This is a genomic window from Asticcacaulis taihuensis, from assembly GCF_900100255.1.
Lineage (GTDB): Bacteria > Pseudomonadota > Alphaproteobacteria > Caulobacterales > Caulobacteraceae > Asticcacaulis > Asticcacaulis taihuensis.
In genome coordinates, this window is the sequence record NZ_FMTS01000001.1 from 209,347 (window position 1) to 223,483 (window position 14,137).

The following is a 14,137-nucleotide window of genomic DNA, read 5'->3' on the forward strand; positions in this document are numbered from 1 at the left end:
TTACGCTTTCACCTCAGGTTTGGGCGCTTCTGTACCGGGCGCATTCGGAATCTTGATCTTCTTCGCGGCCGAGCCGTCATAAAGCTTTGGATCGGTAAGCGACGTCACGCCGCCCAGCGGTTCGGACGTGTGGCGGCCGTTATAGGGGCCCGGCTTCGGCGATTTACCGGCGGCAAAATCGTCGATGATCTGGGCCAGGTTTTCAGGCGTCAGGTCTTCGTAATAGTAGTCGTTGATCTGGGCCATCGGGGCATTGCAGCAGGCACCCAGGCACTCGACTTCCTGCCAGGTGAACTTGCCGTCGGCCGACAGCTTGTCCTTGGGTCCGATCTTGTCCTTGCACACCTTGATCAGGGCGTCGGAGCCACGCAGCATACAGGGCGTGGTACCGCAAACCTGGATCAGGGCGGCCGAACCGACCGGCTCCAACATGAACATGGTGTAGAAGGTAGCGACTTCGAAGACGCGGATCTGCGGCATCCCCAGCAGCTTGGCAATGGCGGTGATGGCGGGTTCGGAAACCCAGCCTTCCTGCTTCTGCACCAGCCACAGAATCGGGATCACCGCGCTCTGGCGGCGGCTTTCAGGATATTTGGCAATCCACCAGTTGGCCTTTTCCAGCGTTTCCGCTGAGAAGGTGAAACTGGCCGGTTGCTCCTTGGCGAGACGACGAACGGACATCAGGCCCCTCTACACGAATAAACAGGCAGCGCTTTACACCCGCAGCCCAGGAATGACAGTTTAATTTTTAACGGTTTCACAGAAATCACTGCGTCACCCCATCAGCGACGGCACGGGCCTTTGCGCGGGCGCCATCAATACGCGCGCCGATCTCCCTGATGTGCGGCAGGAACCGCGCCAGCCGGCGGAAAACAAACACGGACAGATAGAGCGCGTACAGATACGGCGACGAGGTGAGTTCCGGGTGGAAACGGTAGATGTAGTAGCGGATCGCCACCATCACGACAGCGAATGGCAACCAGATCGAACCGTACCGGATCACTTCGTCACGCAGGAAACCCGACGAGCCGCCTGGATGATAAGGCCAGGCACTCTTGCTCATCAGCCAGCGCACCAGGATGACGGCCGATATGATCACCACCACGAACAGCAGCGGGAAAAACGCCCACATGGCCGGATGGGCGTGGAAAAGAGCGGCTTGCTGAGCCTGTTGTGCGGCGTATGCGTTCATTTCTGCATGGCCTCATAACGAGCGTTACGCGCCGCGCGCACACGGTTTTGCGCCGCCGCAACCATGGGCAGCCGGCGGGCGCCCAGCAAACCGACCACCGCGATCCCCAGAAGGACAAAGCGGGCCGTATCGCTTTCCAGTTCGGGCCTGAACTGGACAAGCAGCGTAAACCCCAGGACGCAAACCAGCATGGGGATGACCGGCAGGAACAGATAAAGGAGCATGTCCATGACATATCCTCTGGCGCCACCGGGATGGTAGGGCCAGCTTGGACGCGACATGAACAGGCTCAAGGCCAGCATGGCGACCAGCAATCCTGCGGCGATCAGTACGCCGGTCAGCGGGGCATCGCTCATCGGTCGATTTCCCCGAAGACGATGTCGAGCGAACCCAGGATGGCGGAGACGTCGGCCAGCAGGTGGCCGCGATTCAGCCAGTCCATGGCCTGGAGGTGGGGGAAGCCCGGCGCGCGGATCTTGCAACGGTAAGGCTTGTTGGTACCGTCGGAGACCAGGTAAACGCCAAATTCGCCTTTCGGCGCTTCGACGCAGGCATAGACCTCGCCTTCCGGCGTCTTGAAGCCTTCGGTATAGAGCTTGAAGTGATGGATCAGAGCTTCCATCGAATTCTTCATTTCGGCGCGGCGCGGCGGCGTCACCTTGTGGTCGGTCGAAAGAACCGGACCAGGCGTTACCTTAAGCTTGTCAATGCATTGCAGCATGATCTTCACAGACTGGCGCATCTCTTCGACGCGGCAGAGATAACGATCCCAGCAATCACCGTTCTTGCCGAGCGGAATATCGAATTCCAGCTCGTCATAGCACTCGTAGGGCTGCGACTTGCGCAGATCCCAGGCCACGCCCGAACCGCGCAACATGACGCCGGTAAAGCCCCAGTCGAACGCCTGCTCTTTCGACACCACGCCGATATCGACATTGCGCTGTTTGAAGATGCGGTTTTCGGTGATCAGGGTTTCGATATCGTCGAGCGCCGGCAGATATTCCTTGTTGCACCAGTCGGCAATATCCTCAATCAGTTCCGGCGGCAGATCCTGGTGGACGCCGCCCGGACGGAAATAGTTGGCGTGCAGGCGGGCGCCGCAGGCCCGCTCATAAAACACCATTAGCTTTTCACGATGCTCGAAACCCCAGATTGGTGGCGTCAGCGCGCCGACGTCCATGGCCTGGGTCGTGGTGTTCATGATGTGCGACAGGATGCGGCCGATTTCGGAATAGAGAACGCGGATCAACTGGCCGCGCTTCGGCACTTCAAGACCCAGCAGCTTTTCGATGGCCAGGCAGAAAGCGTGTTCCTGGTTCATCGGCGCCACGTAATCGAGGCGGTCGAAATAGGGCACGTTTTGCAGATAGGTACGCGATTCCATCAGCTTTTCGGTGCCGCGATGCAGCAGGCCGATATGGGGATCGACGCGTTCGACCATTTCACCGTCAAGATCGAGCACAAGGCGCAGCACACCGTGCGCCGCGGGATGCTGCGGGCCGAAATTGATCGTGAACTTGCGATCATCATCGCCCTTGTTCACAAAAGGCTCTACACCGTCTGCCATGAAATCAAACCCTTATCCGTAACTCTTAATGCCAGGCCAGAGCCTAGACCTTCGCCTTCTCGTCGCCCGGCAGCACATATTGCGCACCTTCCCACGGCGACAGGAAGTCGAACTTGCGATATTCCTGAGTGAGCTTTACCGGCTCATAGATCACGCGTTTCTGTTCTTCGTCGTAACGCACCTCGACATGGCCCGTCATCGGGAAGTCCTTGCGCAGCGGATGGCCCTGGAAGCCATAATCCGTCAGCAAACGGCGCAGGTCGGGGTGATTCGAGAACAACATGCCGTACATGTCGAAGGCTTCGCGCTCATACCAGTCGGCATTCGGATAGACCGAACGGATCGACGGCACCGGCAGCACCTCGTCCGTCTGCAACTTGACGCGCAGACGGATGTTCTGCGTCAGCGACAGCAGATGGTAGACCACATCGAAACGCAGCGCCCGCTTGGGATAGTCAGCGCCGCAGACATCGATCAACTGGTGGAAGCGGTAAGGCGCCTGCTTCAGCTTCGCCATGATCTCGACGATTCGTTCACGATCGACCGTGAGGGTCAGCTCACCAAATGCGATAACCGATTCGACAATGGCTTCCTTGAAATCAGCCTGGGCCTTTTCCGCGAGCGCCTGTAGTTTTTCCAAAGACATATGTGCCCCTCCCCTTAGCGACGGATGCTGCCGGTACGGCGGATCTTCTTCTGCAATTGCAGAAGACCGTACAGAAGCGCCTCGGCCGAAGGCGGACAACCGGGAACATAGACATCCACCGGCACGATGCGATCGCAGCCCCGCACCACGCTGTAGCTGTAATGATAATAGCCGCCGCCATTGGCGCAGGAACCCATGGAGAGCACATAGCGCGGATCGGGCATCTGGTCATAGACCTTGCGCAGCGCCGGGGCCATCTTGTTGGTCAGGGTGCCGGCCACGATCATCAGGTCGGACTGGCGCGGTGAGGCGCGCGGGGCCATGCCGAATCGTTCCATGTCATAGCGCGGCATGGACGCCTGCATCATTTCGACGGCGCAGCACGCCAAGCCGAAGGTCATCCACATCAGCGAGCCGGTACGGGCCCAGGTGATGACATCGTCAGCCGAGGCCACCAGGAAGCCCTTCTGATCCAGTTCCGCCGAGACCTGCTCGAAGAACTTGTCATGGACCGCGGGATCATAGCCTTCAACCGAAGACCGACCAGCAGATCCGGCAGGAATGATTACTCCCATTCCAGGGCTCCTTTTTTCCACACATATATATAGCCGAGACCCAGTTCGACCAGGAAGGTTACCATCGACCAGAAGGCGACGTGCATTCCGCCATTGGGCATGTCGAACAACGACACCGCCCACGGGAACAGGAACGAGGCTTCCAGATCGAAGATGATGAAGAGGATGGACACCAGATAGAACCGGACGTCGAATTTCTGGCGGGCCGAATCGAACGCATTGAAGCCGCATTCATAGGCCGACAGCTTTTCGGTATCCGGCGCCTTGGGCGCGATCACCAGCGCGCCGATCATGAAGCCAAGGCCCAGAACGGTGGCTACGCCTATAAAGATGATGACGGGAAGATATTGCAGTAGAAATGCGTTCATCAGGTCACCTAACCCCTCACTATTAAACACGGGCCGCATGTCAGGCGCTTTTAGCAGGCGCATTTGGCAAGCGCATCCGGCCACGATATTAACTATCGCCCCAGACTCAGTCAGTAGGCTATTAGACCACTCTGCTCAAAGCTTCAAACCATTGCGGTGCGAAAAAATCACCTTTTGCCCAGTTTCTTTCACTTTTTCGCCTCCTTACACGTACAATGAAAATCAGTCGCACTTAACGATCTTCAAGTCATAAAGTTATCCAGTGATTTGGCTCAGGCGTGACCATTTTTTTCTGTTTTACGTGTTGACACCCCCTTGCCCGCCGAACTACTAAGCGCACCTCTTCGAGCGATGGCGGTGAAGCTGTCACGGTGAAGATACAAGGGAATGCGGGTGTAGCTCAGTTGGTTAGAGTGTCGGCCTGTCACGCCGAAGGTCGCGGGTTCGAGCCCCGTCACTCGCGCCACCCCTGCTTTGGATTTAAGCAACGGGTGGCACCGCATTTTCTCTGTCTTCAATATTTTCCGGAAATTCTCCTTTGGTCGGCGCAACCCACAATGCGCGGCCTGTGAATGACTGCGCTTTTGTTGTTGACACCCCGTCCCACCCGAACTACTAAGCGCGTCTTCTCAACGGACAACTTCATTGCACGTCGGGATTAGGGAATGCGGGTGTAGCTCAGTTGGTTAGAGTGTCGGCCTGTCACGCCGAAGGTCGCGGGTTCGAGCCCCGTCACTCGCGCCACCCCTGCTTTGGTTAAGCAACGGGTGGCACCGCATTTTCCCTGCTTTTTACTCTCCACGTTATCGTGCTTTTCACACGCCGTGGCGCGTTTGCGCCATGTCCGTTTTGCCTGCACACAAGGCGGTGTCGGACATAATTAAGCCCTCTTTATTTCCAAATTTGCGACACCACTGAAACGCGGATTGCTGATCCGAAGCAATTGGTGTGCGCCAAATGGCGTTTGCCACCTTTTCGACGGTAAAAATAAAGGTTAAGAGGTGAGCCTGGGTTTCACGAACGACATATATGAAGGCCGCGGGATTACCGGACAGTTTCCAATAGCGGGCCTCACCTCCATCCACTCTATATAAAGCATCCCAGGGAAGCTTATCCAAATGCGCAAACACAAACTACTGACCGCAACCGCCCTCACCCTGAGCCTGGGCCTTGTTGCCCTTGCGGGGGCAGGCGGTCAGGCTTTTGCCGCCACCACGATTTCCACGGCCACCACGACACCGGTCAAGACCTCCGTGACGGGCGATCTTACGGTATCAACGACCGGATCAATCGCCGTGACCTCGGGTAATGCCATAACGGTTGATTCGAATAATTCGGTCACGCTCAACGGCAAGATCGACATGCTGAAGTCGGCCGATGGCTCGACCGGCATCCTGGTTGATGGCGGCCATACGGGCAATCTGACGATTGGCGCAAATATTACCGTGACCGACGCGTATATAGGGCAGGACACCAATGTTGACGCAAATGGAAAGCCGGCACCGGATGGCATTCTAGAAGCGCCTTTCTCCGATAATAATACCCGATATGGCATTCATTCAACCGGCACTACGCCTTTCATTGGCAATGTATCCGTCACCAGTGCCAGCACTATCACGGTTGACGGCATAAATTCATACGGAATTCGTTTTGAGAACAAAGTCCAGGGTGATTTCACCATGGGCGGCACCATTACCATGAATGGTGACAACAGTGCTGCGATTTCCCTGGAAAACGGTGCCACAGGCAATGTCTATCTGAGTGGTAAGGCCACAAGCAATGGTAAGGATTCCAGCATTGTAAAGCTGGCGGGTGATTTTGGCGGCAATGTCATCATAGACGGCACCTATACGTCTTCATCCTATGCCACGGTAAACAGCCTGTCGGCCGATGCCCTCAAGGTCGTTCTGGCCACGCCGGCCGATCTTTATCAGTCCGGCCCGCTTGTTAGTATCGAAGGTAATCTGGCACATGGCCTCCTGATCGGCTCGACCATAACAGTCGATACCACCGACGCCAATAAGAGTAATACCGACCAGGACGGCAACGGCATCGTGGATGCCAACCAGCAGACCGCCAACCTGACAAACTATGGTGCCGCACCAGCGCTTCGTATCGGCTCCGCCACGAGCGATATCACGCTGGGTGGCCTTGTCTTCAATTCGTCGGCCCTGCCCGCCAATAAACCGGCGATCAATTACGGCCTGTGGGTGCGCGGCAGCATTTCCGGTTTGGGTGTTTATCAGGATGTCGACAATGTCGCCGTTCAACTGGGCGGTACCGGCCACGCGGTGAATATCGCCAACGGCATAGGAATCGCCGGCACGGTGTCTTCGACAGCCTATGGCGGTGACGCCACAGCGCTGTCGGTCCAGAGCGGTCTGACGACGCCCCTGCTTGATGTCGCGGGTGTGATTCGCGGCACGGCCTCTTCGGCCACGACACTGGCCAGCACCGATGCCGACGGCACCAAGCATTACACGACGGTGGGCGACACAACCGCCCGCGGCGTTGACATCCTGGCCGGCGCCAGCCTGCCCATCATTAATGTCAAGGCCGGCGGTGGCATCTATGCAGCAGCCACAGGCTCGACCGAACATGCCGTCGCTATCCGTGACCTTTCCGGCACCCTGACGGAAATCAATAACAACAATATCATCAGCGCCTCTATCTCACCTACAGACGACAATGTCGACGGCACCGCCGATGCGCTGGTCAACCGTCCCATCGCCATCGATGTCCGCGCCAATACGTCCGGCGTGACCATCACACAGACGGATACCGCCCCCACGGACAGCGACGCCGACAAGGCTATTCCCATGCCCTATATCCTGGGCGATATACTGCTGGGATCTGGCAACGATTCGATCACCTCGAATGGCGGGTTGATTTCCGGCAATATCGATTTCGGCGCCGGTGCCAACACCTTCAAGCTGGATGGCACTGCCACCTACCTTGGGAAGATGAGCGGTTCCGGCACCGTGGCGCTGGATATTGCCAAGGGCGCGCTCTACCTGGCGCCTGGCTCAGCGCTCAGCCTGACCAATCTTCATGTGGGGGCGGAAAGCACACTGGCCCTGACCCTGGATACCGATCACCCGATCGTGCCGATCTTCACCAACAGCGGTGACGCTGTTTTTGACGACGGCGCGTCGATAAGTCTCGCACTGAATAAACTGATCGTCGCGCCCACCGTCTTCACGGTGATGACCGCGTCGAACATTGATCTGGGCACGCTCGATTCGGCCAATTTGGATGGCAAGATTCCTTATCTCTATCATGCCGACCTGACGACGAATGCCGGCGACACCACGCTCTATGCCAATTTCCGCCTGAAGAACCAGGAAGAGGCCCAGTATTCGGACAACCAGTACGCCGCCCTCTCCCCCGTGCTTTCAGCCGTGTCGCAGGATACGGCGGCCACCAGCATCCTAATGTCACAACTGACGAAGGCAGGCTTCGACCAGATCTACAACCAGTATCTGCCGGATTATTCGGGTGAAAACCTGCTCAGCCTCGCCACGGGTGCGGCGTCGCTGAACCGGACCCTCAGCAGCCTGACACTTGTGCCGGATAATAACGAAGGCCAGTGGTGGCTTCAGGAGTACGGCTACCAGGTCAAGCGCAAGTATGGCGAGACGGCCGGCTTCAAATCTACCGGTTTCAGCTTTGCCGGCGGCCGCGAACGCGAAGTCTATGGCAACCAGATGCTCGGCCTGTATCTGGCCTACACCTCTGGATCACCGCTCGATACCTTCGCCATTGCCGGCGAAAAAATGGTCAATTCCGACGTGACCCTGGGTGGCTACTGGCGTATCCGTACCGGCGGGCTGAAGGCATGGGCCCACGTCGGCGCCGGCTATACGTCTTTCGAGACCACGCGGAACATCCTGGCGACCAACGGCACCACCAATATCAACCACATTGCGGCTGCCAAGTGGAGCGGTTACTCCTACAGCGGCGGCGCTGGCGCTTCGTATGAAGTCAAGGCCGGCCGGCTCAGCTTCACCCCGCAACTGCTGACGGACTACTATGCGCTTCGGGAAGAGGCTCACGATGAAACCGGCGGCGGCGATTACTATGACCTGTCCATCGCCGATCGTGACAGCCATCTGATGACGGCAAGTGCGCTGTTCAATGTCAGCTACAACAAGTTCTTCGCCAAGCCGGAAATCTGGTTCGGCTACAAGCAAAACGTATCGGCGCAGATCGCCGACACCATCGCCAACTTCAAAGGCGCCACGCCCTTCACTCTGACTGGCGGCGATATCGAAGGCGGCGGCCCGGTTGCCGGCTTCCGTATTTCGGCCGACAACCAGTACAGCTATTTCTCGCTGGAAGGCGAATACGAAAAGAAGGACGATTACACCAACTATTCGGTCTCGCTGCGGACACGCTTCCAGTTCTGATCGGGCATAAATTGCAAAATGAAAGCCGTCGCGGATATTCGCGGCGGCTTTTCTTATACGGGCTTGCCATTTCTAGCGTTTTGAGCACATTCAGACCTGACTGGAGACGCGCAATGGCTGAAGAGATCGCACATGTGTCTGATACCGCCTTCTGGGTCGCCTGGTATCGCTGGCTGGAAACCCAGCGCAAGGATGCCCTCTTCCACGATCCGCTCGCAGGCAAGCTGGTCGGCGAGCGCGGCAGGCAACTGGCGCGCCATATGGGCATCGAACGCGCCATGGCCTGGTCGATGGCGCTGCGGACGCACATCATCGACAACTATATTGTCGAAGCCATTGCCGTCGGTGTCGACTGTGTTGTCAATCTCGGCGCGGGACTGGATACGCGCCCCTATCGGCTGGCACTGCCGCCAGACTTGCTGTGGATCGAAGTCGATTTCGCCAACATCGTCACCTTCAAGAACGAAACCCTTGCCACTGATCAGCCGCTTTGCCGGCTTGAACGTATCGCCTGCGATTTGTCACAAGATGCAGGCCGCGAGGCCCTGCTGGCAGATGTGAATACCCGCGGGCGCAATATACTGGTCCTGACCGAAGGCGTCATACCCTACCTGACGAATGAGGCGGTGGCCGCCCTGGCGAAAAATCTGCATGAACAGAGCCACATAAACCATTGGATCACCGATTATTTTTCTCCCTTCTTCCTGAGGCTGGCTGCGCGCGGTGCTATCGTCAAGCAGTTGCAGAAAAACGCCCCCTTCCGTTTCAATCCGGGCCCCGCTCCCGATGACTGGCCGCGTTTCTTTGCCACTAATGGATGGCAGATAGAGGCCATGCGCTTTATCGGTGAGGAAGGCCGCAAGCTGAGCCGCGATCTCCCCGCGAACTGGTTTATGCGCATGATGATGCGTTACGCCAGCGAAGACCGCCTGCGTCCTTACCGCCGGATGAACGGTTATGCCCTGCTGAAAAAGGGCCATGAAATGGTGCCGATAGATATTTAAGTATTCGCCAAAAATATCTGATTTTGTGGAAAAAATAATCACAAGGTCGCAATTTATTAACGTCCAGTTAAGGGAATAAGCCTTAACTATATTAGCATTTTATCCGACCGGTATTCTCGCCGTCGTTACTCATACAGATTGCAATGGTATGGCCTGAATAAGGCGCAGCCATACCTGGTATGGCCAATGAGCAGCATATTACTAATTTCAATTTTCATTAAGCTGCGGTATGCCTGTCCTATAGCTGTGTAAACAGCAGAAAACAGGGAGACAAAACGAATGGCACAATTTTCACGTCGCACGCTGATGGGCGCAGGTATGGGAACGCTGGGGCTGGCGCTCGCCGGGTGCGCGCTCGCCAAGGGAGAACCAGCGGCAGCTTCCGTGGGCTTCGTCACGGTCGATGGCATCCATTTCAAGCTGAATGGCGAAACCTACCGCTATGTCGGCGCCAACATCTGGTACGGCGCGTATCTGGGATCTGCGGCCAATTTTGGTGACCGCGCCCGCCTCATTAAGGAACTGGACGATCTCAAGGCTTTAGGCGTCACCAACCTGCGTGTGCTGGGATCTTCCGAACTGTCGCCGCTGATCAATTCGCTTGACCCCGCCTTTTCCAACAAGCCCGGCGACTATAATGCCGACCTGTTGACCGGTCTTGATTTCCTGCTGGCGGAAATGGCCAAACGCGACATGAAGGCCGTCCTTTACCTGACCAACTTCTGGGAATGGTCGGGTGGTATGGTCACCTATCAATACTGGACCAATGGCGGCACCTACATCAACATGAATGACCCGGCTCATCCCTGGCCGGCATTCGCCGATTTTTCTGCGCAGTTCTATGCCAGTGGCGCCGCAAAGGATGCCTATTACGCCTATATCAAAATGCTGCTCGGCCGGACCAATTCGATCACCGGCAAGGCCTACAAAGACGATGCCACGGTCATGGCCTGGCAGTTATCGAACGAGCCGCGCCCCGGCGGCAGTGAAGCCGCCATCAAGGCACATATCGAAGATTATTACGGCTGGATAAGCGAAAGCGCGGCCCTCATCCGCTCCCTGGCGCCGAACCATCTCGTTTCCCTTGGCCACGAGGGGCTTATGGGCGCCAACGGCAGTGAGGACATTGTCATCAAGGCGCACGAACATATCGATTACCTGACGGCGCATATCTGGCCACAAAACTGGAGCTGGGTCGACAAGGACGATCTCGGTGGCAGTTTCGATGCCGGCGCCGCCAAGGTCCAGGCCTATATCGACGCCCATATCGCTATCGCCAAAAAGATCAACAAGCCCCTGGTTTTCGAAGAGTTCGGCTTCCCGCGTGATAATATCAGCTATGATGCTGGCACCCCCACCACCTACAAGGACCGCTTCTATGGCCTGATCTACAAGGCCGTGGAAGACGCTATCGCCCACAACACGCCCGTGGCTGGTTCCAATTTCTGGGCCTGGGGTGGCGCTGGCCGAGCCCTGCATCCGGATCACCACATGCTACGCGGCGAAACCGCCTATGTCGGCGACCCGCCCCACGAACCGCAGGGCTGGTACAGCGTCTTCAACACCGACACCTCGACGCAAAACCTGATCAGGGCCCATGCCGCCAATCTGCGTAACATCAAGAGCGCGTCATAACCAATTGCAATAAATATAAAAATGGCCGCGCCACGTTAATAGGGGAGAACGCGGCGCGGCCAAGGTTTATCAGAAGAGGCCGTTCTGATAATCCGTGAATGTCTGTTTGCCAGCATATGCCGGAAGCGCCTTCGCCACACCGGCGAAAAGGCCTGCACTTTATAGTGGCCTCATGTAGATATGAATCCGTACGGATCAGTCTTGTTGAATGCCCTATAGTCGGTTACGGGTGTTGCCGGAAGATACGCTTCTCGCATCACAGAGTTGCAATATATGGAACAGATACGGCTGGACTTCGACGACCTGAAAGCGTTTTTCGTTGTGGCGGAAACCGGCAGCTTCGCCCGTGCGGCCGAGCGCCTGGAAACATCGAAATCGATTATTTCGCGGCGTGTCGCGCGGCTTGAGACTACACTTTCGGCGCGCCTGCTTCACAGAACAGCGCGCGGCACCCACCTTACGGAGGGCGGCGCGCTGTATTACGAGCAGGCCCGGCAGGCCATGTCGCAGCTTGAATTTGCCGGCGAAAACCTGGCGGAGTCGAACGCCGACCTCTCCGGCCCCATCAGGCTCACCGGGCCTGTGTTTTTCGGCCATGAATACCTCGAACCGGTCCTGGCGGAATTCGCCAGGCAGTATCCTAAGATCGAACTGGATGTCGACTTCAGTGATGACAAGCTCGACCTGCACAGCGAGGGCCTCGATATCGCTGTCCGCGCCGGTCAGTTGAATGATTCCAATCTGACGGTCCGCCGCCTGTGCCAGTCCGGCCGCGTCGTTGTGGCCAGCCCCGCCTACCTGGCGCAAATGCCGCCACTGCAAAGCCCTGCGGACCTCGATCAGCACATTATCCTGCATTACAACGGCACCCACACCCAGGATCTCTGGCGTTTTCACCACAACGGCCGAACGCACTCCCTCAAGGTCAGGCCGCATCTGCGTTCAAACAGCCCTGGTATGCTGCTGTCGGCCGTCAAGGCGGGGGTCGGCATCATGGTCATGCCTGTCTATGTCGCCGGCGCCGCGATACAGTCGGGCGAAGTGGAGGAGGTGCTGGCCGATTATGACTGGGGCCTAACCGAAATCAGCCTGATCCTGCCGCACGGCAAAAACACCACGCGCCGTGTCCGGAGCCTGGTCGATTTTCTGCTTCTGAAATTTCACAATAAATTCAGCTAAGCGAAGGGGCTTGACAGTCATCTCAAGGCTTGCGACTTTGAAACTGCGGTAATCCTTGCCGCTATAAATGGGGGGAAATCTCATGTCTTTTTCAAACCCTTTACGGGTGAAAGCAATTGTGCGTGGCGCTATCCTGCTGGCGCTTGGCCTGTCAGTAACCGGCTGCGCCACCATCACACGCGGTACGCATGATGTGTTTGTCGTTGAAACCGATCCAATCGGCGCCAGTGTCACGACAACCAATGGCTTTACCTGCAAAGCCACGCCTTGCAGTCTCAAGATGTCGCGGAAATCTGATTTCGACGTCACGATAAGCAAGCCTGGCTACAAGACCTGGACAGGTCACGTCACCAACAAGGTGGCTGGTGGTGGCGGCGCGGCCATGGCTGGCAATGTGCTTGTCGGCGGTATCATCGGCGCTGTGGTTGATGGCAATAACGGTTCCATGCTCGATCTCGTGCCCAACCCGCTGGTTGTCAAGCTTGAAGCCGGTGAAGATGCACCCGCTTCGGGCAGTGCAACCGGGGTTGGAAACTAAAGGAGTACCGTCTTCGGTCAACGGGCCGAAGGCGGCTTTACCTGCGCACCCGGCGGCTGCGGCTGTTCTATCGCGCCCGCCTCGCCCGAAGCCCCGCCGATACCCGGCACCACGGCAACCTGGTAATCCGGCGGGGTCCGAAACCATTTCGGGTCTTGTCTGGACATTGACAGATCAACCACCTCAAAAAGGGCGTCACGCCGCCCCTTTTGCGTCATTTGCAGAATGATATTATCGCTGCTGGCGCAGACCATGCCTGACTGGTTCAGATAGCCGGAAAATTCAATCAACCGGCATGGATGCCCCCTCACAAATGACGCACCGACCACCTTGAGCATCGCTTGTCGCGCCAGAACTGACAGATCGAGCGGCAGCGGAACAATGCCCTCCGCCCGACCGAGCGGAAAGACCAGGGCCAGCCGGTTCTGACCCGTTGCAGTCAGGCTGATCAGCACGCCCTTTTCCCGATCGGCAATATAGGACTGCGGCACGCCGCCCGCCGTCAGATCGACACGCGTTTTCATGCCTGACTGGCGGATATTCAAGGGCGTCGCAAATCCGGCCACCTTTACCTTGGCGTACAGGTCAGCGTGCGTTCCCGCGTCAGGCCCGGAGATCGCCTGCGCCTGAACCGCTGGCACCAAGGTCAGCGTGAAACCTGCCATTGCCGCTGCGAACCAGGGCCTCAGGGCTTTTGTCATATTCCGACTCCCAACACACGGTGACTTATGGCAAGATTCGGCAATGAAACCTATCCTGAGCCCGGCACCTCCACCTGCAAAAGACGGCTTTGTCGTGATAGATGCCCGCGGACATCGCTGCCCGGTTCCGACCCTGAAGCTCCGTCGAAAAATGGAGGCATTGCAAGACGAGGCCGGCTTTATTCTGTGGGCAAATGACCCAATGGCACAGATCGACGTTCCTCATTTCTGCAATCAGAACAATTATGTACTGATTTCAACCGAAGTAGTGGATGAGGCATGGCTTTTCACGATTGCGCGCGCCGGACGGTAGCCCGATGTGT

General features: G+C 57.3%; 15 protein-coding genes and 2 tRNA genes. 8 read left to right on the top strand and 9 right to left on the bottom strand.

Annotated features, from left to right (window positions below; all coding sequences use genetic code 11):
• The 7 genes from nuoE to BLO49_RS00970 all read right to left on the bottom strand — a co-directional run bounded on the left by nuoE (position 1) and on the right by BLO49_RS00970 (position 4,348).
• Positions 1–681: an NADH-quinone oxidoreductase subunit NuoE gene (gene nuoE / locus BLO49_RS00940; RefSeq protein ID WP_090643075.1), complete on the bottom strand. Its 681-nt coding sequence runs from the start codon at positions 679–681 to the stop codon at positions 1–3.
• 85 nt (positions 682–766) lie between these two features.
• Positions 767–1,192, bottom strand: coding sequence for a hypothetical protein (locus BLO49_RS00945; RefSeq protein WP_090643077.1), 426 nt, complete (start codon positions 1,190–1,192; stop codon positions 767–769).
• On the bottom strand, positions 1,189–1,548 hold the full coding sequence (locus BLO49_RS00950; protein ID WP_090643080.1) for a hypothetical protein: 360 nt from the start codon (positions 1,546–1,548) through the stop codon (positions 1,189–1,191). Before BLO49_RS00950 ends, BLO49_RS00945 begins: the two co-directional genes overlap by 4 nt.
• The gene (locus BLO49_RS00955; protein ID WP_090643084.1) at positions 1,545–2,759 is read right to left on the bottom strand and encodes an NADH-quinone oxidoreductase subunit D; all 1,215 of its coding nucleotides are present in this window, start codon (positions 2,757–2,759) and stop codon (positions 1,545–1,547) included. Before BLO49_RS00955 ends, BLO49_RS00950 begins: the two co-directional genes overlap by 4 nt.
• Before the next feature lie 43 nt (positions 2,760–2,802).
• Positions 2,803–3,405 carry an NADH-quinone oxidoreductase subunit C gene (locus BLO49_RS00960; protein ID WP_090643087.1) on the bottom strand — a complete coding sequence of 201 codons (603 nt, stop codon included), beginning with the start codon at positions 3,403–3,405 and terminating at the stop codon, positions 2,803–2,805.
• Positions 3,406–3,419: 14 nt separating this feature from the next.
• A complete protein-coding gene (locus tag BLO49_RS00965; protein WP_090643089.1) occupies positions 3,420–3,980 on the bottom strand; it encodes a NuoB/complex I 20 kDa subunit family protein in 561 nt (186 codons plus the stop codon).
• Positions 3,971–4,348, bottom strand: coding sequence for an NADH-quinone oxidoreductase subunit A (locus tag BLO49_RS00970; RefSeq protein WP_090643092.1), 378 nt, complete (start codon positions 4,346–4,348; stop codon positions 3,971–3,973). Before BLO49_RS00970 ends, BLO49_RS00965 begins: the two co-directional genes overlap by 10 nt.
• A 389-nt stretch (positions 4,349–4,737) precedes the next feature.
• On the opposite strand from BLO49_RS00970, the gene BLO49_RS00975 reads away from it, so the two are divergent.
• A tRNA-Asp gene (locus BLO49_RS00975) sits at positions 4,738–4,814 on the top strand.
• A gap of 201 nt (positions 4,815–5,015) precedes the next feature.
• A tRNA-Asp gene (locus BLO49_RS00980) sits at positions 5,016–5,092 on the top strand.
• 71 nt (positions 5,093–5,163) lie between these two features.
• On the opposite strand, the gene BLO49_RS00985 is transcribed toward BLO49_RS00980, so the two are convergent.
• Complete coding sequence (locus tag BLO49_RS00985) at positions 5,164–5,466, bottom strand: hypothetical protein (RefSeq protein ID WP_090643094.1); 303 nt, start codon at positions 5,464–5,466, stop codon at positions 5,164–5,166.
• On the opposite strand from BLO49_RS00985, the gene BLO49_RS00990 reads away from it, so the two are divergent.
• The 5 genes from BLO49_RS00990 to BLO49_RS01010 all read left to right on the top strand — a co-directional run bounded on the left by BLO49_RS00990 (position 5,467) and on the right by BLO49_RS01010 (position 13,113).
• On the top strand, positions 5,467–8,757 hold the full coding sequence (locus tag BLO49_RS00990) for an autotransporter outer membrane beta-barrel domain-containing protein (protein ID WP_090643097.1): 3,291 nt from the start codon (positions 5,467–5,469) through the stop codon (positions 8,755–8,757).
• A 113-nt stretch (positions 8,758–8,870) separates the two neighbouring features.
• Positions 8,871–9,761, top strand: coding sequence for a class I SAM-dependent methyltransferase (locus BLO49_RS00995; RefSeq protein ID WP_090643099.1), 891 nt, complete (start codon positions 8,871–8,873; stop codon positions 9,759–9,761).
• A gap of 279 nt (positions 9,762–10,040) precedes the next feature.
• Positions 10,041–11,396, top strand: a complete 1,356-nt coding sequence (locus BLO49_RS01000) for a glycoside hydrolase 5 family protein (RefSeq protein WP_090643102.1) — start codon at positions 10,041–10,043, stop codon at positions 11,394–11,396.
• A 273-nt stretch (positions 11,397–11,669) separates the two neighbouring features.
• Positions 11,670–12,575, top strand: a complete 906-nt coding sequence (locus BLO49_RS01005; protein WP_090643105.1) for a LysR family transcriptional regulator — start codon at positions 11,670–11,672, stop codon at positions 12,573–12,575.
• A gap of 82 nt (positions 12,576–12,657) precedes the next feature.
• A complete protein-coding gene (locus BLO49_RS01010; RefSeq protein WP_090643107.1) occupies positions 12,658–13,113 on the top strand; it encodes a PEGA domain-containing protein in 456 nt (151 codons plus the stop codon).
• 17 nt (positions 13,114–13,130) lie between these two features.
• Here the strand turns inward: BLO49_RS01010 and BLO49_RS01015 are convergent, their stop codons facing one another.
• Positions 13,131–13,814, bottom strand: a complete 684-nt coding sequence (locus tag BLO49_RS01015; protein WP_181444849.1) for a hypothetical protein — start codon at positions 13,812–13,814, stop codon at positions 13,131–13,133.
• A 43-nt stretch (positions 13,815–13,857) separates the two neighbouring features.
• Between BLO49_RS01015 and BLO49_RS01020 the strand changes: the two genes are divergently transcribed.
• Complete coding sequence (locus BLO49_RS01020) at positions 13,858–14,127, top strand: sulfurtransferase TusA family protein (protein WP_090643110.1); 270 nt, start codon at positions 13,858–13,860, stop codon at positions 14,125–14,127.
• Positions 14,128–14,137 lie beyond the last annotated feature (10 nt).